Source organism: Bilophila sp. T19-St14 (assembly GCF_059728385.1).
On sequence record NZ_BAAGFT010000001.1, the window covers coordinates 876,199 to 895,871 of the forward strand.

General features: G+C 55.0%; 13 protein-coding genes. 7 read left to right on the forward strand and 6 right to left on the reverse strand.

Translation table 11 applies throughout. The features are described from left to right. Positions 1–151 precede the first annotated feature (151 nt). Both AC6I1V_RS03865 and AC6I1V_RS03870 read left to right on the forward strand, forming a co-directional pair. Positions 152–3,256, forward strand: coding sequence for a BPTD_3080 family restriction endonuclease (locus AC6I1V_RS03865; RefSeq protein ID WP_482333686.1), 3,105 nt, complete (start codon positions 152–154; stop codon positions 3,254–3,256). Then, positions 3,249–6,035 carry a site-specific DNA-methyltransferase gene (locus AC6I1V_RS03870; protein ID WP_497736859.1) on the forward strand — a complete coding sequence of 929 codons (2,787 nt, stop codon included), beginning with the start codon at positions 3,249–3,251 and terminating at the stop codon, positions 6,033–6,035. Before AC6I1V_RS03865 ends, AC6I1V_RS03870 begins: the two co-directional genes overlap by 8 nt. 97 nt (positions 6,036–6,132) lie before the next feature. Here the strand turns inward: AC6I1V_RS03870 and AC6I1V_RS03875 are convergent, their stop codons facing one another. The 3 genes from AC6I1V_RS03875 to AC6I1V_RS03885 are packed head-to-tail and all read right to left on the reverse strand — an operon-like array spanning position 6,133 to position 7,967. After that, positions 6,133–6,429: an XRE family transcriptional regulator gene (locus AC6I1V_RS03875; RefSeq protein WP_486854147.1), complete on the reverse strand. Its 297-nt coding sequence runs from the start codon at positions 6,427–6,429 to the stop codon at positions 6,133–6,135. Next, positions 6,426–6,779 carry a type II toxin-antitoxin system RelE/ParE family toxin gene (locus AC6I1V_RS03880; RefSeq protein ID WP_486854146.1) on the reverse strand — a complete coding sequence of 118 codons (354 nt, stop codon included), beginning with the start codon at positions 6,777–6,779 and terminating at the stop codon, positions 6,426–6,428. The genes AC6I1V_RS03875 and AC6I1V_RS03880 overlap by 4 nt, the downstream gene beginning before the upstream one ends. A gap of 6 nt (positions 6,780–6,785) precedes the next feature. Then, positions 6,786–7,967: a tyrosine-type recombinase/integrase gene (locus AC6I1V_RS03885; RefSeq protein ID WP_497736860.1), complete on the reverse strand. Its 1,182-nt coding sequence runs from the start codon at positions 7,965–7,967 to the stop codon at positions 6,786–6,788. Between the two features lie 1,114 nt (positions 7,968–9,081). On the opposite strand from AC6I1V_RS03885, the gene AC6I1V_RS03890 reads away from it, so the two are divergent. Both AC6I1V_RS03890 and AC6I1V_RS03895 read left to right on the forward strand, forming a co-directional pair. After that, complete coding sequence (locus AC6I1V_RS03890) at positions 9,082–11,502, forward strand: acetate--CoA ligase family protein (protein ID WP_486854921.1); 2,421 nt, start codon at positions 9,082–9,084, stop codon at positions 11,500–11,502. 857 nt (positions 11,503–12,359) lie between these two features. Then, the gene (locus AC6I1V_RS03895) at positions 12,360–12,959 is read left to right on the forward strand and encodes a cytochrome b/b6 domain-containing protein (RefSeq protein ID WP_302554676.1); all 600 of its coding nucleotides are present in this window, start codon (positions 12,360–12,362) and stop codon (positions 12,957–12,959) included. 61 nt (positions 12,960–13,020) lie between these two features. On the opposite strand, the gene AC6I1V_RS03900 is transcribed toward AC6I1V_RS03895, so the two are convergent. Together AC6I1V_RS03900 and AC6I1V_RS03905 are read right to left on the reverse strand one after the other, a co-directional pair. Then, the gene (locus tag AC6I1V_RS03900; RefSeq protein ID WP_302554675.1) at positions 13,021–14,388 is read right to left on the reverse strand and encodes a sigma 54-interacting transcriptional regulator; all 1,368 of its coding nucleotides are present in this window, start codon (positions 14,386–14,388) and stop codon (positions 13,021–13,023) included. Positions 14,389–14,590: 202 nt separating this feature from the next. Further along, a complete protein-coding gene (locus AC6I1V_RS03905; protein ID WP_486854876.1) occupies positions 14,591–16,339 on the reverse strand; it encodes an ATP-binding protein in 1,749 nt (582 codons plus the stop codon). On the opposite strand from AC6I1V_RS03905, the gene AC6I1V_RS03910 reads away from it, so the two are divergent. From AC6I1V_RS03910 to AC6I1V_RS03920, 3 genes are all read left to right on the forward strand, one after another. Further along, a complete protein-coding gene (locus tag AC6I1V_RS03910; protein ID WP_486854877.1) occupies positions 16,330–16,578 on the forward strand; it encodes a hypothetical protein in 249 nt (82 codons plus the stop codon). The genes AC6I1V_RS03905 and AC6I1V_RS03910 overlap by 10 nt on opposite strands. A 208-nt stretch (positions 16,579–16,786) precedes the next feature. Next, the gene (locus AC6I1V_RS03915; RefSeq protein ID WP_486850993.1) at positions 16,787–17,257 is read left to right on the forward strand and encodes a periplasmic heavy metal sensor; all 471 of its coding nucleotides are present in this window, start codon (positions 16,787–16,789) and stop codon (positions 17,255–17,257) included. A gap of 362 nt (positions 17,258–17,619) precedes the next feature. After that, on the forward strand, positions 17,620–18,078 hold the full coding sequence (locus AC6I1V_RS03920) for a periplasmic heavy metal sensor (protein ID WP_486854878.1): 459 nt from the start codon (positions 17,620–17,622) through the stop codon (positions 18,076–18,078). Between the two features lie 318 nt (positions 18,079–18,396). On the opposite strand, the gene AC6I1V_RS03925 is transcribed toward AC6I1V_RS03920, so the two are convergent. Then, positions 18,397–19,620, reverse strand: a complete 1,224-nt coding sequence (locus AC6I1V_RS03925) for an MltA domain-containing protein (RefSeq protein ID WP_486854879.1) — start codon at positions 19,618–19,620, stop codon at positions 18,397–18,399. Positions 19,621–19,673 lie beyond the last annotated feature (53 nt).

Consider the following 19,673-nt stretch of genomic DNA (forward strand, 5'->3'; position numbering starts at 1 on the left):
GGAGAGGTATCCTGTTGTGCAAGGGGGCTTTCTGATTGCAAGAAAAAAATGAATGATTCAAAGGAGATTAATCTTTTTTTACTCTCTTTATTTTCGTTAAAAACAAGGTTATACAGTAAAGCAGAAATCCATTTCCAGAGAAGGACACAGTATGCCGACTTCAGCCGTGAACGCCTTTTTTGAGCATCCGATACTCAATTCGCCCTACGAATGTCCATCTCGGCACTGGGAGCTTGCCGCCGACGGGCAGCCGACACAAAAAATAATACATTCCCGGAGAATAGCGGATTTCATTACGCCTATTCCCACACCCAAGAAGCAAAAAAATAAAGCCAAACAAGGGAATCTGCTTGTTGACGTAACGGCACAGTCCATTACCACGAAGACGCAGGAGTACCATAAGGCATTGATCAACGAAATCCGTCATCACGTCGCGGATTGGCGTGTCTTGCCTCAATCACAATGGAAGGTCACTCCTGAAACCGCTCGCTTGCTGAACCATTGGCGTAATCACAAGTTCAGCGGTATCCGCCCTTTCTTCTGTCAGGTCGAAGCCGTTGAAACAGCTATCTGGCTGACGGAAGTAGCACCGGGTCAGCCCAAGTATAAAAAGTATCTCGAACATCTCGAAGATGCCAACGAGGATGCCAATCCCGGGCTTTCACGGCTGGCGCTCAAGCTGGCCACTGGTGCGGGCAAGACAACTATTATGGCGATGCTTATCGCATGGCAGACATTGAACGCTGTCCGCAGCCCGCTCAAGCAAAGTTTTACCAAGGGCTTTCTGGTCGTCGCCCCGGGCATCACCATCAAAGATCGACTGCGGGTTCTGAAACCCAATGATCCCGATGCATACTATGCCAGCCGAGAACTCGTTCCCCCGGACATGCTGCAAGACCTCCAGCAGGCGCGCATTGTCATTACAAACTATCACGCGTTTAAGATACGCGAAAAGTTGGATTTATCCAAAGGGACACGTTCCGCTCTCGAGGGTTGGCGCGGAGAGGCTCTCTCCACGCTGGAAACGGAAGGAGAAATGCTCCAGCGGGTTATGCCGGAGCTGATGAATCTGAAGCGCGTGATGGTCATCAATGATGAGGCTCACCATTGCTACAGGGAAAAGCCCAATGCGGATGAAGTGTTGGAAACCGAGCTCGGAACTTTGACAGGAACGGAGAAGACCGAAGCCCGGAATGCGGCCAAGGAAAACCGCGAAGCTGCCCGGCTGTGGATTTCGGGTCTGGAAATTCTCCAGCGTAAGCTGAATATCCTGCGCATCTTCGATTTATCGGCGACGCCGTTCTTTTTGAGCGGTTCCGGTTATGTTGAAGGTACGCTGTTTCCGTGGACAATGAGCGACTTCTCGCTGATGGATGCGATTGAATGCGGTATTGTAAAACTGCCGCGGGTGCCTGTGGCGGACAACATCCCCGGCAACGAGCTGCCCATGTTCCGGAACCTTTGGGAACATATCCGGAAGGACATGCCCAAAAAAGGGAAAAACAGCTCACTGGATCCACTCTCGCTTCCTACGCGACTGCTCACGGCACTTGATGCCCTTTACGGGCATTATGAAATGGTCTTTGACCTATGGAAAAAAGAAGACATTTCCGTACCGCCCTGTTTTATCGTCGTCTGCAACAACACGTCCACATCGAAGCTTGTTTACGACTACATCTCCGGTTTTTACAGAGAGAATGCGGACGGTACGCGGATGCTGGAAAACGGACGTTTGCCGCTGTTCCGCAATTTTGACGACAACGGCGAACCGCTGGCGCGTCCGCATACGTTGCTAATTGATTCACAACAGCTGGAATCCGGCGATGCCCTTGATTCGGGATTCGCTGAAGCCGCCAAGGACGAACTTGCCCGTTTCAAGCGTGAGATCATGCAGCGTGGCGGGCCGCTTGCGGCGGAACTGCTGCGTGGCGGCGCATTGTCGGAAGCGACCGTCTTGCGCGAAGTCATGAATACGGTCGGCAAACAGGGACAGCTTGGGGAGAGCATCCGCTGCGTCGTGTCCGTTTCCATGCTCACCGAAGGCTGGGACGCCAATACCGTAACGCATGTCCTTGGTGTCCGCGCTTTCGGTACGCAGTTGCTGTGCGAACAGATCATTGGCCGTGCGCTTCGCCGGCAGTCCTACGATCTGAATGAGGAAGGACTGTTCAATGTCGAATATTCGGACGTATTGGGCATTCCTTTTGATTTTACGGCAAAGCCCGTTATCAGCAAACCTGCGCCTCCCCATGAAACGGTACAAGTCAAGGCTGTCCGCCCGGATCGGGATGCGCTGGAAATCGTCTTTCCCCGGGTCACTGGGTATCGTATCGAGTTGCCGGAAGAACAGCTTTCCGCCGAATTCAACGATGAGTCATGTTTTACGCTGACGCCGGAGATGGTTGGAGCTTCCGTTACGCAGAACGCGGGCATTATCGGCGAAGAGGTAGACCTGAGCCTTAAGCACCTGGAGCAGGTTAGAGAAAATACGATACTCATGCACCTGACGCAGCATCTGCTGATGAACAAATTCCGTGATGCCGGTGAAGCGCCCAAGCTGCATCTGTTCGGACAGCTCAAGCGCATTGCCGGGGAATGGTTCCATTCCTGTTTTTCCTGTGCAGGCGGTACCTTTCCGGCTCAATTGCTGTATAAAACGCTCGCTGATATGGCCTGCGAGCGCATAGCCAGCGCCATCACCCGTTCATGTTCAGACAAGCGCCCGATCAAGGTCATGCTTGATCCCTATAACCCACAAGGCTCTACCCGACACGTCAATTTCACGACATCCAAAAAATCGCGTTGGAAGACAGATCCGCGCAAGTGCCATATCAATTGGGCAATACTGGATAATAGTGATTGGGAAGCAGAATTATGCCGTGTTGTGGAAACGCATCCACGCGTCAAAGCCTACGTAAAAAATAATAACATGGGCTTTACCGTGCCATATACCCTTGGTGGAGAGTCACACGACTATGTTCCGGACTTTATTGTTCTGGTGGATGACGGGCATGGTGAAGACGATTTACTGCATCTTGTCGTGGAGATAAAAGGGTATCGCAATGAAAACGCCAAGGAAAAGAAGTCCACGATGGAAACCTATTGGGTTCCCGGTGTCAATCGTCTGGGGACGTTTGGCCGCTGGGCCTTTGTTGAACTAAAAGAAGTATATCGTATAGAATCCGAATTTGCAGAGAAAGTGGCTCAAGCCTTCGATTCCAAGATCCAAACCGTCGGGAGTCTCTTCAATGGCTAAGAAAGCGACATATCCGAAACAGATTGAAACCATTACCCATGAAGCCCGGCGTACCAATATCCCGACAGCGGAGTATCAGTCTGTAATGAAGCAGGAAGAACAGGCGCCTGTGCGCGTCAGCTATGAAAAACGGAATCCCGACCTCGATCCTCAGCTCATCTGGCGAGGCAAATATGACGGCGATGATACGCTGACCGTACAGGCTCCGCCGCTTTACATTCAGGAAAAGGTACATCCCAAGGCACTCATTGAAGACCTCCTGAAAGAGAGCAAGGCCGGACAGAAACCGCTTCAAACGCAGTTCAGCCTGTTTTCCGATTTCAATGGCATCCCTGAAGGCGCAGACAAGACTGATTTTTATCAGCATGACCAGAACTGGACGAACCGCATGATTCTGGGGGATTCGTTGCAGGTCATGGCGAGCCTGTCCGAGCGGGAAGGTCTGCGCGGGAAGGTGCAGTGCATCTATCTTGATCCGCCCTATGGCATCAAATTCAATAGTAATTTTCAGTGGTCGACCACTAGCCGAGACGTAAAGGACGGTAAGCTCGACAACATGACTCGTGAACCGGAGCAGGTGAAGGCATTCCGTGACACATGGAAAGACGGTATCCATTCGTACCTGAGCTATCTGCGCGACCGCTTCCTCCTTGCCCGTGACTTACTGACGGATTCTGGCAGTATTTTCGTGCAAATCGGTGATGAGAATGTACACCGTGTACGAGCTGTGATGGATGAAGTGTTTGGGGAAGACAATTATATTGGAACTATATTATATAGAACTACAGGTGGATTTTCATCAAATAATATAAGTAGAATTGGGGATTATATTGTCTGGTATTCAAAAAAATACACACAAATAAAATATAATAATATATTTATAAAAAAAGACTATTCAGAAGATAATAACTACAGAATGATTAATGTTGATTTATTCTCATCGCGTGCTCTGACCCCAGATGAGCAGAATAAATCTATAAAAATAGACATTACACAATTATGGAGAATTGATAACCTCACTGGTCAAGGAGGAGTTCAAGAAGATTCTCCTGTTAATTTTAAGGGTATAAAGTATGTTCCCCCAAAGAATACTCATTGGAAAGCCAATTATCCAATAGGAATTGATAGATTATGTAAATCTAATAGAGTTATAGGAGGAGGAAAAACCCTTAGCTATAAGCGATATTTTAATGATTTTTCTGTAAAACCCCTTAACACTATCTGGATGGATACAGGTGTTTCTGGGTTTTCCTCCGATAAAGTTTATGTTGTGCAAACTTTGCCAGATGTCATCCAACGGTGTATCTTAATGTCTACCGACCCCGGCGACCTCGTGCTTGACCCCACCTGTGGTTCCGGCACGACAGCTTACGTTGCCGAACAGTGGGGCCGCCGCTGGATCACTATAGATACCTCCCGCGTGGCGTTGGCGTTGGCTCGTGCTCGCATTATGGGCGCACGCTATCCCTATTATCTCATGGCCGACAGCAAGGACGGGCAGACCAAAGAAGCGGAACTGAACAACCGTCCGGCTTCCACGGCTCCCACCTTCAATAATATCAATCTGGGGTTCGTCTACGAGCGCGTGCCACATATCACGCTGAAATCTATCGCCAACAATGCCGAAATTGATGTTATTTACGACAAGTGGCAACAGGCAATGGAACCCTTGCGTGTAAAGCTGAATGAACTTCTCGGCAAACAATGGAAAGAGTGGGAAATCCCCCGCGAACCTGATGCGGCATGGAACAAGGAGGCACTGAAGCTGCACGCCGACTGGTGGAAGGCGCGTATCGCCCGCCAGCAGGAAATTGATGCCTCCATCGCAGCCAAGGCGGACTACGAATATCTGTATGATAAGCCCTATGAGGACAAGAAAAAAGTCCGTGTAGCAGGCCCTTTCACCGTGGAAAGCCTCTCTCCGCATCGCGTGCTGGGCATCGGCGCGGACGGCGAACTGCTTGATCCGGCAGCATCCCGTGCCGGTGAGGACAGCCGCGACTTTGTGACCATGATTCTGGATAACCTCAAAATGTCGGGAGTCCAACAGGCTAGTAAGAAAGACAAGATTGACTTCACCAGCCTGAACCCGTGGCCCGGAGAAATGATCTGCGCCGAAGGCCGTTACATGGAAGGCGAAACCGAACGTCGCGCTGGGATCTTCATCGGCCCGGAATTCGGCACCGTCAGCCGTCAGGACTTGGTGCAAGCCGCCCGTGAAGCCGGGGACGCCGCCTTTGATATTCTCATTGCGTGTGCCTTCAACTACGAAGCTCACGCCTCGGAATTCCACAAGCTGGGCCGTATCCCCGTACTCAAGGCCCGGATGAATGCCGACCTGCACATGGGCGAAGACCTCAAGAATACCGGCAAGGGAAACCTGTTTGTCGTCTTCGGCGAGCCGGATATTTCCATCCTGGCTGAAACCGACGCCAAGGGGAAAGAAACCGGCAAAATCCGCGTCAAGGTCAATGGCGTAGATGTGTTCTACCCCAATACCGGTGAAATCCGCTCGGACAACGCCGACGGCATCGCTTGCTGGTTTGTTGATACCGACTACAACGAGGAAAGCTTCTTTGTCCGCCAAGCCTACTTCCTCGGCGCAAACGATCCGTACAAAGCCCTCAAAAATACGCTTAAAACCGAAATCGATAAGGATACTTGGGAAACCCTCTACGGTGATACTTCACGCGCTTTCGATAAACCGGAAAGCGGACGCATCGCCGTGAAGGTCATCAACCACTTGGGTGATGAAGTCATGAAGGTATTTAGGGTATAAAAAATGGACGTAATTGAATATATACTGAACGATTATAAAGAATCAAAAAAGAGTAAGGTGCGGTGAGAACATTTGTATATAATATGTTAAGATAACACTACGCTAGCCGCACGGGTCCTCTATCTGGAAACCGTGCGGTTATTTCTAGTGTTCCGCCCATCGCCTCAACAATACCTGCAAGCGTACTGAGTTGCATATCCGTTTGACGTTCGAGCTTGGAGACAGCGGGCTGTGTAATGTGCATAAGTCCAGCTAAATCCTTCTGAGAAAGTCCCAGAGCCTTGCGCAACTGGCGCAGGATTTCCTGCTCCAGAAGTGTTGCGGCACGGGCTTCGATGCTCTGGCGGCGTTCTTCCGGCAATCCTGTTATAATGTCGTTCAGGGTACGACTCATTGCTTTTCTCCTTCCCGTTTGAGGTGACGTGCAAAACGTTGTTCAGCTACGGGAATCATTTTCTCATAAAATCGCTTGTCGCCCGCCTTGCTGCCGCCCACGAGCACAATGGCGGAGCGTTTGGGATCAAAGGCGAACAGATATCGAAATGGCTGGTTATTCCACGAAAAACGGAGTTCTTTCAGGTTGGTCAAAGTGCAACCTTTGAGCGTATCCACCAGCGGCCTGCCGAGCATCGGTCCCTTTGCCTCAAGCACCTTCAGATGAGCAAGGAGTTCGTCTTGAAGCGGTGATGGCAGAGCATCAAACTCCGGCTCGAATTCGTCGCATAAAATAACTTGCCATGCCATAAAATATTACCTTTGAGTTATATTGTCAAGGCTCGCCGTCTCAGCGTCCGCTCGTCTGGCCTTGTCAAACATGACCTCTATCGCGCCAGAGGCCCGCTGAAGAGCCTCATCATGGAGATGGGCGTAGCGTTGCGTCATTTGCGGCGATTCATGGGTGAGCAATTTTTGCAATTCGTACATGCTTACCTGCCCGGAGCTGGCAAGATAGGAAGCGAAGGTATGCCGCAGAGAGTGCAGTGGGCGGAAGTCCTCCGGAAGCCCTGCCTTGACCTTGAGACGACGCATAAAGCGGTTGATGTCTACACGGGGACGATCATCGTTTTTACCCGGAAAAACGAAAGGACTTGAAGTGTGAGGCACATTCTCCAGAATATGGCGCGCTTGCGCGTTCATCGGAATGACGCTTGTCTGTTTCTTTTTGGCGTGCGCCCCTTCCAGAGTGATGAAGCCCCGTTCAAAATCAATGTCTTTCCATTGCAGACCAAGCAAAGAACCGCGCCGCATCCCCGTACACATCGCCAACCGTACAAGCCCGGTCAGAAGGGGATCGTCTTCCTCATTCAATGCACGCAGAAGAGCCGCCAATTGGGCGGGGGTCAGCACTTCCGTTTTCACATTATCGACCTTGGGCAACTCGATACAGAGGCGCGAGGGATCAGGCATGGGAGTCATGCCGCGCTTGACGCCAAACCGGATGATACGCTTAACCAACGCCAAGGCGTGCTTGACGGTTTGAGCGGACTTTCCGGCCTTGAACATGCTTGTACGTATAGCGTCCATGTCTGTGGTTAGCAGCTCGCATGGTGTTTTCTCTGAAAATACGGCAAGGTACTTATTAAAAAGGCTGATATCCGTAGCCCAGTTTCGATCTGGCTTGCTTTCTTTGTACGCTTCAAGGAGTCTTGATAATGTCGGGCGCATTGCTTCTGCGACTTTGGCGGCTTCGCGGGCTTGTCGTTTTTCTTTTCTGGTAGACTCTTTGCCTTCAAGTATGGCGGCACGAAGTCTCGCGGCACTGGCTGCTGTCATGTTGTCCTTATACTGCCTACCTGCTTTGGTTTCGACGGTTTTCCCGTCACGCTTGAATAGGATATAGAAAACTTTTTCCATCCCCGGCCCCCCGATACGCTCTGCCATACGATAGAACACGCCGGGATACTGGGTTTTTTCTCGTCTCATATCGGACATAATTTTCCAACCTCGTTTTCTATTTCCAACCCTATTTCCAACCTTCGACATCAGGTTAGGTAAAACAAGACGAGGTGTCAACAAACAAAACTTAATTAATTAATTGTATATATAAAATTCAGTATGGTTCAATCGGGTTCTATTAAACTCAGAGTATCTGCCTTTTAAGCAGAGAGTCGAAGGTTCGATCCCCGCACGTCCCACCAATTTTTTCAAGCCCTTACAGATGACAGTCTGTAAGGGCTTTCTCTTTTGGATAAAAAAGGGATAAACAATACGGTTGTTTTATATCTAACATACGCTGAAAATACAGTTTTTCTCAAGTCTTGCGCTGAGGGGCTCCATGATTGGGGGCTTTTCACTGGCCACCCCTTTGGAATTAAAAAAATAGACTGTGTCCTAGAAAATGGTTGATGCTTTTTTCCTTGAAGTTCCAAAGGGGTAACCGGAAAAAGGCCTTAGCCGTGGCTCCCGCCAAGGGGAAAACCGGATAAAAAGGCCGTATTTTCACCGCACTGTGGAGATGAAACAACCACAAACTATAACAGAGCCAATTAAAAAATAGGCTGTGTCATAGAAAACGGTTGATGCTTTATTTCCTTGAAATTCCAAAGAAATAACCAATAAAATCCCCCAATCACAGAGCCCACCAGCAGAAAACTTTTAAAAAGCATATATTTTCAGTATATTACAAAAATAAAACAACCATGTACTATGACAGAGCCCCAAAATGGGGCATCAAGTTTCCTATGGCGCGGCCTTTCCTTTCATGTAATTCAAGGTAGATACTGAGAAAAGCGTTTGTCGTCGCTGGCACGCCCGCAACCCCCTTTCAAAGCGCAATGAAATCAATACGAAAACAGCATGAATCAGATACTGCACAGGCCATAAGAAAAGGCTCCTCCCCCATTGCAATGCCTCCGCCTACGAGACATTCGCCTTTTCGATGATTTTATAAAAAATTAGTTTTGAATTTCATCTAGTTGAAATTCAACTTTCATTGAAGACGTGAATATCTCCCGCCTACAACGAGATTCCCTCCCCAAGCAAAAAGGGATAAAATGCCCCGGAGCGACGATTCCCTTTCCGACCGCACAACCCGCTGGAGACCCGCATGAATCTGACTGTCGAATATCAGCCCATTACCGAGCTGTTCCGCAACGCCCACGCCGAGGGGCGGCATTTCCTCTATGAATTTGAAGTGTATAACCTACTGAGCCTTTCCGGTTCGGAAACGCCCCCCAAATGCTCCTTCATCCCACGGAACGCCAAACCGATGGAAGAGGAGATCATGTCCCTGCCCGGCGAAAAGGCCGTGCTGAAAATCGTCTCCCCCACCATTGTCCACAAGACCGAAGTGGGCGGCGTACGCATCGTCCCCAAAACGCCCGACAAAGTGCGTTCCGCCGTACGCCGCATGCTCTCCGAGGTGCCGGAACGCTATGCCGAATGGATCGAGCGCCGCCCCGCCTCCGCGCCAGAAAGCTATAAGGGGCTGGCCGGAACCGCGCTCCAGAACGCCATCGCCGCCGACCTCAAGGGCGTCCTGCAAGTGCAGTTCATGCCGCCGGACTCCGCATCGTTCGGCAACGAGCTGATCGTCGGCCTGCGCCGCACCCGCGAGTTCGGCATGGTCATCAGCGCGGGCCTCGGCGGTACGGACACCGAGCTTTACGCCGAGCGTTTCCGCAAGGGGCAGGCCATCGTCGCCGCACTGACTGAGCTGACCGACGGCGATGCCTTCTTCGAGCTTTTCCGCAAGACCGTCTCCTACCGGAAACTCGCCGGGCTGACCCGCGGGCAACGCCGCATCGTGACCGACGACCAGCTTATCGAATGCTTCGAGTCGTTCATCCGCATGGGGAACTACTTCTCCCCCTGCAACCCCGATGCGCCGTTCATTATCGAAGAGCTGGAAATCAACCCCTTCACGTTCACGGATTACCTCATGGTTCCGCTGGACGGCATGTGCCGCTTTTCGACTCCCGGCGAACGGGCCACCCCCCGCCCCATCCCCAAAATCGACAACCTGCTGCACCCCAAATCCATCGGCATCATCGGCGTTTCCGCCAAACGCCGGAATTTTGGGCGGATCATCCTTGAAAACATCATCGGCTCCGGCTTTGACCGCGACAAGCTCGTCATCATCCGTGACGGGGAAAACGACGCCAGCGGGGTGCGCTGCGTGCCGAACCTCCGTGCGCTTCCTGAACCGCTGGATCTGTTCATCGTCGCCATCGGAGCGGAACAGGTTCCGCCTCTGGTGGATGAAATCATTGAAACCAACGCCGCGCACAGCGTCATGCTCATCCCCGGCGGCCTTGGCGAAACCGAAGAAAGCCGGGAAATGACCGAGCGCATGATCGCCCGCATCACCGAAGCCCATAAAAGCCTCGCAACCGGAGGGGACGGCGGCCCGGCCTTCCTTGGGGCGAACTGCATGGGCGTGATTTCCCGTCCGGGCAAATTCGACACATGGTTCATCCCTGCCGCCAAGATGCCGGATTACAGGCAATACCCCCGCCGCCGCACCGCCATCGTCAGCCAGAGCGGGGCCTTCCTTCTGAACCGGTTCAGCCAGACGCCGGAAATGAGCCCGTCCTACCTCATTTCAATGGGCAACCAGACAGATCTCACACTTGGGGACATGATGCGCCACTTCATGGACTCCCAAGAGGTGGACGTCATCGCCGTCTACGCGGAAGGCTTTAAGGATCTCGACGGGCTCCAGTTTGCGGAAGCCGTGCGCGAGGCCATACGGCGCGACAAGCAAGTGATTTTCTACAAGGCCGGGCGGACGCCCGAAGGCAAGACGGCGACCAGCGGACACACGGCATCCCTCGCCGGGGACTACATGGTCTGCGAAAGCTGCATCCGGCAGGCGGGCGCAATCATGGCCCGCAGCTTCACGGAATTCCAAGATCTGATTCTTCTGGCGGAAACCTTCACCAACGCGACCATCCGGGGCAAACGGCTCGGCGCGGTCAGCGGCGCGGGGTTCGAGGCCGTGGGCATGGCGGATTCGCTCCAATCCGACGAGTACAGCATGTCCCTCGGTACGTATTCCGAAACCACCCGGCTGGCCATGAAACGGCTCATCGCCTCAAAAGGGCTGGAAAAGCTGGTTCCGATCAAGAACCCCCTCGACATCAACCCCGGCGCGGACGACGAAGTCCATGCCTACATGGCCGAGCTGCTGCTCAACGACGAAAACATCGACGCCGTCGTCATCGGCCTTGATCCCCTTTCACCGGTCACGCATTCGCTTGCCGAAACGGACATCGACGCCTTCCACATGGATGCCCCGGACGGCATTTTGACGCTGCTTTCCGATGTCCGTTCCCGTACTTCCAAGCCTATGGTCGCGGTTATGGACGGCGGCGAGAAGTTTGAACCGCTCCGCAAGGCCCTCCGTGAGCGGGGCATCCCCGTCTTCCCCGTATGCGACAGGGCCGTCGCCGCACTTTCCCTTTATCTGGAGTCCCGTTTGGCCGCCGAGGGCCTCAAGCATGCTTCGTATTGTTTGTTGAGGTAGATGAAAAACCGACGGAAAGGGAGGGGGAAACCTTTTGCAGAGGCTGTGTTATAAAATGGTTGATGCTTTTTTCCTTGAAGCTCCAAAGGGATAACGGAAAAATGCCTTAGCCGTGGAGCCACTGTTTCCCCCTGCGTACAAGAAAACCCAACCGTTGTGATTGCAGAACCTTTTCAGGCCGCATTGCTACAGAAAAACCGATAAATAGGCAGAACCCCAAAAAAGATTCAGGGACATCGCTCCCCATGTACACAGGGAAATATATGTGGCTAACGGCACGTCCATCCCCCTCACGCATTGCCACTGCGTACAGGGAAATCCCATGCGCGGGCAGATCCGCCTCGGAACCTAGGTCGTGTCGTCAACCAGATATAATCTATTGAAACTATTTAACCATTTTTCAAGTTGCAGAAGTTGTTTTAAATAATTTCAAACAATTATATGTAACACAACGACACAACCCAAACTCTGCTCCCCTGTGCACAGAAAAACTACCAGAGCCAGATCGGGTGGGGGATAAAATGGGCACTTTTCCCCGGTGCGCAGGAAAAAAACGTTCCGAAACGGGCAAGGAACGTACTGTGCTCACTACTCCCCTGTACACAGGCCCCCGACCGTCTTGTACGCCTCCTGCGTCCGCGACACTACTCCCCCGGTGCACTGGAAAACCTGTCAAAAAGGATTCGATAAAGTCAAAAATCTTTGAAGAGGAAGGGGTGGGGTTTGGGGAGGGGGAGGAGAAACTTTCTCTAGAAAGTTTCTCCTCCCCCTCCCCAATATTCCTCTAACCTCCCCTCTTTTCTATCATGGCGTTTCCCTGAACCGTTCGCGTATGATGGCGGAAAAAGGAGAATCCCATGCCCGTCACATCCGCACTCGGCAATCAGGCGAAACTGCTCTGGCAGTTCCTTGGTTTCTTCCAGAAACCCTACATGCGGTTCCTGCACGCAATCATCGCCGCCTTGGTTATCCTGCAAATCCTGAGCAGCTTCGCCATGCATATGCTTCCGTCCGGGCAGATCAATCCCGCCCTCAGCAGTTGGCTGGCCTCGTGGTATCATATCCTGTCAGGCCTGCTCGTTGTCATCGTCAGCCTGCTGCTTGCGGCGGACAGCCTCACGAAGCGCGGCTTTCATTACTTCTTCCCCTACCTCTGGGGCGATACGGAACAACTCAAAAAAGACGTTCAGGCCAGCTTGCGCTTCAAGATGGTTCCGCCGCGCCCGAAGGGGTTGGCAACCACCGTGCAGGGGCTTGGGCTCGGCGCCCTGCTGCTCGTCGTGCTGAGCGGCCTGATCTGGTTCATCCTCTGGCTGAACGGCTCATCGTTCGCGGGGCCGGCGCTGGAAACCCATAAGAACCTGTCATTCCTCATCGAACTCTATTTGATCGGGCACGGCTGCATGGCCCTGCTCCACTTCTTCGTCTGGCAGCGCAAGAGGGCGCGCCAAATGTGATCAGCCCTGTTTCCCGCCCGTACCGGGTGGGGACGGGCCGCTTCTCCCTGCCCAAATGTGATCAGTCCTGCTCCTGCCCGTACCGTTTGAGCTTGGTGTGCAGGGTCTTGCGGGAGATGCCCAGCCGCTTCGCCGCTTCGCTCTTGTTGTCGCCAACACTGTCCAGCATACGGAGGATGGCTTCGCGCTCCACGTCCTCCAGCGTCGCCCCCTCCAGAGGGACGGACAGCGCTGACGGTTCCGTGCCCTCCTCTTGCCCGTACGCCTGCGTTACGGCAAGCGGCAGTTCGCGTTCCGAAACGTAGCTGCCGAACAGCAGCACCACGGCCCGCTCCACCGCGTTCTCCAGCTCGCGGACATTCCCCGGCCACGGGTATTTGACCAGCATGTCCATCGCCTTGGGGGTAAACCCCTTCACATCCTTGCGGTTCCGCTCGCCGAAAACCTTGAGGAAGTGCTCCGCCAAAAGGGGGATGTCCTCGCTCCGCTCCTGAAGGGACGGAACCTGTATGCTGACGACATTGAGCCGATAATACAAATCCTCGCGGAAACGCCCGGCCGCGACCTCATCCAGCAGGTTGCGGTTCGTCGCCGCCACGATGCGCACATCCACCTTGAGGGTGGCGTCGCCTCCCACGCGCTGGATCTCCCGCTGCTGGATGGCCCGCAGGAGCTTGACCTGCATGAGCAGGGAAATTTCACCGATTTCATCCAGAAACAGCGTTCCGCCGTCCGCCTGCAGGAAACGCCCGTCCCGGCGCTTGTCCGCGCCCGTGAAAGCGCCTTTCTCGTGCCCGAACAATTCGGACTCCAGAAGGCTTTCGGTCAGGGCCGCACAGTTCACCGCCACCCACGGGCCGTCCTTGCGCTGGCTCTGGTTGTGGATGGCCCGCGCCACCAGCTCCTTGCCCGTCCCGGACTTGCCGTTGATCAATACCGTCGCCTCCGAAGGGGCCACCGTATGGATCATCTCCAGCATCCTGCGGACGGCAGGGCTGTTTCCCACAATCCCCTCCACCGGGACGGGGAAACGCTCGCCGGGCCGGACGGCCTCGCTGTGTTCCAGCGTTTTGAACAAGGTGGACTTGAGCAGATCGAAGTCGAGGGGTTTGATGAGATAATCCACGGCCCCGGACTTCATGGCCTCCACAGCGGATTCCACGGCGGAATACGCCGTCATGAGCACGACCGGCACAGCCGGGTTGTACTTGCGGATTTCCTTCAAAGCCGTGATGCCGTCCATGTCAGGCATACGGATATCCATCAAGACCACGTCAAAAGGCCGTTCGCATACCCGCGCCACAGCCTCCTTTCCATCCCCCGCAGACGTGACGGCCAGCCCCCAGCGGCCAAGGAGCGCCTCAAGCATCCCGCGATGCCCCGGATCGTCATCCACCACAAGAACCGTATGTGAACCTTTCTCAGCCATGCCACTCCTCAAATGATTCTCGATCAATCGGTATATACAATCCCAACAAAACCTTCCCTTCCGCCACATTATGAACTTCATAAAAAACCGGAAAAACGGAGGGGATTCAACAACATCAAAACGCTTGGGAAAGGAGGGTCGGGGCCGGGGAGGGAAATCTTTCTGAAGGGAGCTCCCCTCCCCCGTTTTTCCCCATCCCCGCCTACGCCACAAACGGAAAACGGAGCTTGAACACCGTACCCTCGCCGGGCGTGCTGGCGACCTCAATCGTGCCGTCGTGCGCTTCCACAATCTTGTGCACGATGGAAAGCCCCAGCCCCGTGCCGCTGGCCTTGGTGGTGAAATAAGGGCTGAAAATATCCGCAAGGCGTTCGGGGGCAATGCCGCACCCCGTATCCGCAACGTCCAGCGCCAACTCGGTGCCTTCCATCCGGGCCCACACCCGCAGCTTACCGCCATCGGGCATGGCCTGTACAGCATTGAGAAACAAATTGAGCAGCACCTGCGTCATGCGATCCCGATCCAGCCGCACGGAAAGCGGAGGCTCCGGCAGTTCGGCCTCAAACCGGATCTTGTGGGCGTCCATATCCGACCGCACCATATCACGGGCCCGCTCCACAAGCTCGTTCAGCGCGACATCGGTCAGGTTCAGCACATCGGGGCGCGCAAAATCGAGGAGGTCGCCCACCACCTTGTCCAGACGGAGCACTTCTTTCGTCATGATGTCGGCCATACGGCTTTCGTCGCTTCCTTCGGGGCTCGCTTCCATGAAGAAACGGGCCAGCCCCTTGATGGCGCTGAGGGGGTTGCGGACTTCGTGGGCGATGCCCGCCGCCATATTGCCGAGGGCCACCAGACGATCCCGCCGCCGCAGTTCACTCTGGAGGCGCCGGATTTCCCCAAGATCGCGCATGATCAAAGCCGTGCCGATGGCTTCGCCTTCCTCGGTCACAATATGCGAGGCGCTGATCGCCAACGGAATCCGGCGTTCACCGATCGTACACCAAGCCTCCTGCTCCCTCGCGGCTTCCTGAGCCGTCCGCCCTTCAAGCACGGCCCATACGCCGGGCAGCAGGTCATGGAGGCCCCGCCCCGTCGCCGCCGTCCGGTGCAGCCCGGTAATATCCTGTGCGGCGGGGTTGATGGATGTAATGCGGTCGTCCATGTCCGTGGAAATGATGCCCACCGGCAGCGTCCGCAGGATTTCCGAAGAAAAGGCCGTCGTTTCCTGCACGAGCTTGCGCGAACGCCGATAGCTCTGGATCAGGAACAGCGTAATCCCCCCTACCAAGCCCACGAAGACGAGGATGCCAAACATGACCGCCATATGCTTTTCATCGGCAGCCTGCGCCTCCTCAAGGGGGGTGAGGTCGTACTCGACGAAAATAACCAGCGATGTGCCCTCGGCAATGCTCTCTTCCAACATGCCGCACGAGCCGCCCATCCCGCGCCTCATCATCCCGTGCCCGCCGCCATGCCTGCGGCGTTCGCCCAGAGGGACGGAAAACTGCTTGTACACTTGGAATACGGGCATCCCACCGGGCAATTCCGTCGTATTCCATTTGACCTGCCGGGCCGGATCGAGCTTTGCCAACACTTCCGGAGGCAGGAAGCTCGTGCCGATGAGCCTGGTATCCGCCGCCATCAGTACCGTCCCGTTGCGGTTGGTGATCACCAGTGAAATGATGTCCGGCTGCTCCCCAACCTTATTGAGCAGATCGCTCAGCACTTCATCAGACCAGTGGTACCCCATGCCAGTCCGCAGCGCACCTTCCAGCGCACTGATGAGCGCCGCCCCTTTTTCAAGGGTCAGTTGGGACGTGAAATCCGATTCGCGTTTGGCGTTGTGCAGCCCGAACACCACAATCCCCGCTGAAAACAGCAAGGCACAGAGCATGACGAACCACGGGAACAGCGTGAGCCACCGGGGCATTTTCTTTAATGACGACATATACACATGAATATCCTTTTGCGGAGCGGCATCCGGCTGACGATACCCGGCTGCCGGATCTTGGGATCCGAATTTTTTTGAGGTACAGCAAAAACCATTCCCGGATTGAAGCCGCTTTCGGCCCCATGCTCCGCAGGTTCCCCGGCGTACCCATCCCGCCTCCGGCTGGGAAGGCATCCATGCTGAAGGCGCCGAAGTTGATGAAGCGTACCTCCCCTGCCTCCGGCTGGGAAGTGTGACGTTTTTACACACTCGGAAACGCGTTGTGGTTCCATTCTACCCACTCACGGGGCCGCCCGTGAAGCGCCGAAGATCGTATTTTTATTTTAACAAATAAAATCCATATATTACAAAACACAATGTACTTTGGCACGCCTGTTGCTATACTCTTGGCAAGCCGTTTGGCTTCAACCTTTCAATCAACACACCATTACTGGAGTACACATTATGAAGACTCGCGCCCTTATCGCCGCTTTTGCCCTTTCCGCCCTCGTCCTCGGTTCCGGCGTATCCGCTTTCGCCTACAACGGGTACCACCACTATGGCAACCACGCCGGGATGTCCGCGCTCTCTCCCGAAAACCAGAACGCCTATGATGCCATGATGAAGGACTATTACAGCCGCGTGTCCCCGATTCAGGACAAGCTGAACGCCAAGGGCATTGAGCTTGACGCCCTGTCCCGCAACCCCAACGCCAAGCCCGAAGCCATCTCCAAGCTCGCCAATGAAGTGGCGGAACTCCACTCCCAGCTCCGTGCCGAACGCATGGCCCTCGGCGACAAGATGGAAAAGGAACTCGGGGTCCAGCCCAGCCGCGGCATGATGGGTTGCGGCATGATGGGCTACCGCCACGGCGGACATCACGGCGGTGGTCATGGCGGACACGGCTGCGGTTACGGTTCCAGCTACAGCTACTAGCCTCCAAGCTCCCGGGGAGGCTTCCTCCCCGGAGCGGCTCCCCCGATACCTTACAGGCGCAGGGGTCGGTTTCCGCCTTCCACCCCAACCGGAACATTTGCGGCCAACCGCTTCACCATATATTCGGCATCATCGCAACGAATTTATGTTTGGCTGTGTTATAAAAAATGGTTGATGCTTTTTTCCTTGAAGCTCCAAAGGGATAACCGGCAAAATGCCTTATCTGTAGCTCCCGCCAAGAGGAAACCCGGAGAAAAAACCTGTATTTTCAATGTACTGCGGAGATGAAACAACCACAAACTATAACAGAGCCTTATGTTTTCCCACACAACCTCTCAAACACCAGCACAGGAGCATATATTATGAAGACCCGCGCCCTTATTGCCGCTTTCGCCCTTTCCGCCATTGTCCTTGGCTCCGGCGTGTCCGCTTTCGCCTACAACGGATATCACAGCTATGGCAGCCACGCCGGGATGCCCGCGTCCTCTCCCGAAAACCAAAGCGCCTATGATGCCATGATGAAGGAGTATTACAGCCGCGTATCCCCGATTCAGGACAAGCTGGACGCCAAGGACATTGAGCTGGAAGCCTTGTCCCGCAACCCCAACGCTAAGCCGGAAGCCATCTCCAAGCTCGCCAACGAAGTGGCGGAACTCCGTTCCCAACTCCGTGCCGAACGCATGGCCCTCGGCGACAGGATGGAAAACGACCGCGGCATGGCGGGCTACGGCATGATGGGCAACGGCAGGAGCTACCACCACGGCGGGCGTCATGGCGGTCATGGCGGACACGGCGGCTACGGTTCCAACTGCAACTACTAGACCTCCGGGTTCCGGGGAACCTTCCCCCCGGAACGGCGCGTCTGATACGCCATCAGGCGCGGGGGCCGCATGAGGGCGGTTTCCGCCTCCCGCCCCAACCAAGGATGTATGCGGCAGGCCGTTCATCATCGTCCCGAATATTTCTTCAACAACCTCACTTCCGCACCAAGGCCAAGGGGGACTGCCTCCCTCGGCCTTGGCGTTTTACGCACGGTTCGTTGCGGTAAGGAAAAGGCATGAACGCATGGAGCCGGGCGCGAAACGCCACGGCAACGGCTTTTATCCCCCGGAGGGGAAGACTCACTTTTTCGGCAAAGCTCACCGTTTCGCCAACAACAGCCAGACCTGCCCCTGATTGTAAATAGCCATGGCCTGGCGGCGGGCTTCTTCACCCTCCCCGGTGTACATGTCGATGCGCCGCAAACGGATCGCTCCGCCGGTATCATGCGCGAAGCCGAGCCCTCTCCTGATGCCCTGCCGCCCCGGAAGCGCGTAGGAAACGATGCCGCCAAGCGGCAGGACGCGCGGATCGACCGCCATGCTGACCCACGGCGTCAGTTCGCAGCCAGCCGTCCCTTTCGGATGCTCGGCACCGAACCGGAAAAAGACGTAGCCGCTGGAAGCGTTCAAAAAGGCCCTGCGCTTTTGGGGATGGCTGTCCCACCACCGGCGGATCCCCTTCATCGAGGCCTTGCTGCGCGGAAGTTCCCCCGAACGGATCAGGTAGCCCGCCATGCTCTGGCCCGAATGCCCATTCAGCCCCGCAAACAGGGCGGCCTGCTGCGTCCCGTCGTCAAAAGCCAAAATGCCGGAACCTTCCAACATCAGATCATACGTCTCCACCGGATGCCCCAGCCATGCCATTTCCAGATTCCGGTTTTTGAGTGCTCCGTCCAGATCGATGGCCGCCCGGCTGTAATACGGATCTTCCGGTTTGATCACCTGCAAAAAGGCTTCCTCAGGGCAACTGTGCGTAGGCAGGCACCACGCCAAATCCGGGGCGAGCTCTTCCGGAAGGCGGTAGATCGGATATTCGTATCCCGGCTTGCGCGTCCGGCTGGCCTGCAGCACCGGCGAATAGTATCCCGTAAATTTGACTTCAGGGGTGACTCCCAGCCACCGGAACCCCTTTTCCAGCAGTTCGGGCTGGGCGTCGAGCCGCGGCAGTATCGCCTTCAGCTTTTCCAGCGACGCAACCACCTCTCCCCATGTGATCCTGATTCCGCTGTGCTCGGCGGCCCGCTCGTCCGGTTCCCAACTCCGGGCATACGCAAGGCTCCGCTCCAGCGCGGGGGCCAATTCCATCCACGAACGCAGCCCCATAGACGCCTTATCCATACGGGCGATCTGCGCACGCGCCTGTTCCGCCGAGGCCTGCCGGAACAGCGGGGCCGGGGCATCCAGCGCTTCGACGGCGGGATGGGGCAGCCGCCGGATCTCGGAAGAGGCGGTTGGGGCAGGGGCGGGGAAAGGCTTGGGGGCGGGTTTGGCCCCGCATGCGGCCAACAGGACGGCAAGGCACAACACGAATGTTTTCAACATGGATTCCTCATTGCGTGAAGGGGCGCGCCCTCTGGCCTATTCCCCTCAAAGGG

Coding starts and splice junctions, on each gene's coding strand:
- AC6I1V_RS03865 (WP_482333686.1), top strand. CDS start 152: ATGCCGACTTCAGCCGTGAACGCCTTTTTTGAGCATCCGATACTCAAT.
- AC6I1V_RS03870 (WP_497736859.1), top strand. CDS start 3,249: ATGGCTAAGAAAGCGACATATCCGAAACAGATTGAAACCATTACCCAT.
- AC6I1V_RS03875 (WP_486854147.1), bottom strand. CDS start 6,429: ATGAGTCGTACCCTGAACGACATTATAACAGGATTGCCGGAAGAACGC.
- AC6I1V_RS03880 (WP_486854146.1), bottom strand. CDS start 6,779: ATGGCATGGCAAGTTATTTTATGCGACGAATTCGAGCCGGAGTTTGAT.
- AC6I1V_RS03885 (WP_497736860.1), bottom strand. CDS start 7,967: ATGTCCGATATGAGACGAGAAAAAACCCAGTATCCCGGCGTGTTCTAT.
- AC6I1V_RS03890 (WP_486854921.1), top strand. CDS start 9,082: ATGAATCTGACTGTCGAATATCAGCCCATTACCGAGCTGTTCCGCAAC.
- AC6I1V_RS03895 (WP_302554676.1), top strand. CDS start 12,360: ATGCCCGTCACATCCGCACTCGGCAATCAGGCGAAACTGCTCTGGCAG.
- AC6I1V_RS03900 (WP_302554675.1), bottom strand. CDS start 14,388: ATGGCTGAGAAAGGTTCACATACGGTTCTTGTGGTGGATGACGATCCG.
- AC6I1V_RS03910 (WP_486854877.1), top strand. CDS start 16,330: ATGACGACATATACACATGAATATCCTTTTGCGGAGCGGCATCCGGCT.
- AC6I1V_RS03905 (WP_486854876.1), bottom strand. CDS start 16,339: ATGTCGTCATTAAAGAAAATGCCCCGGTGGCTCACGCTGTTCCCGTGG.
- AC6I1V_RS03915 (WP_486850993.1), top strand. CDS start 16,787: ATGAAGACTCGCGCCCTTATCGCCGCTTTTGCCCTTTCCGCCCTCGTC.
- AC6I1V_RS03920 (WP_486854878.1), top strand. CDS start 17,620: ATGAAGACCCGCGCCCTTATTGCCGCTTTCGCCCTTTCCGCCATTGTC.
- AC6I1V_RS03925 (WP_486854879.1), bottom strand. CDS start 19,620: ATGTTGAAAACATTCGTGTTGTGCCTTGCCGTCCTGTTGGCCGCATGC.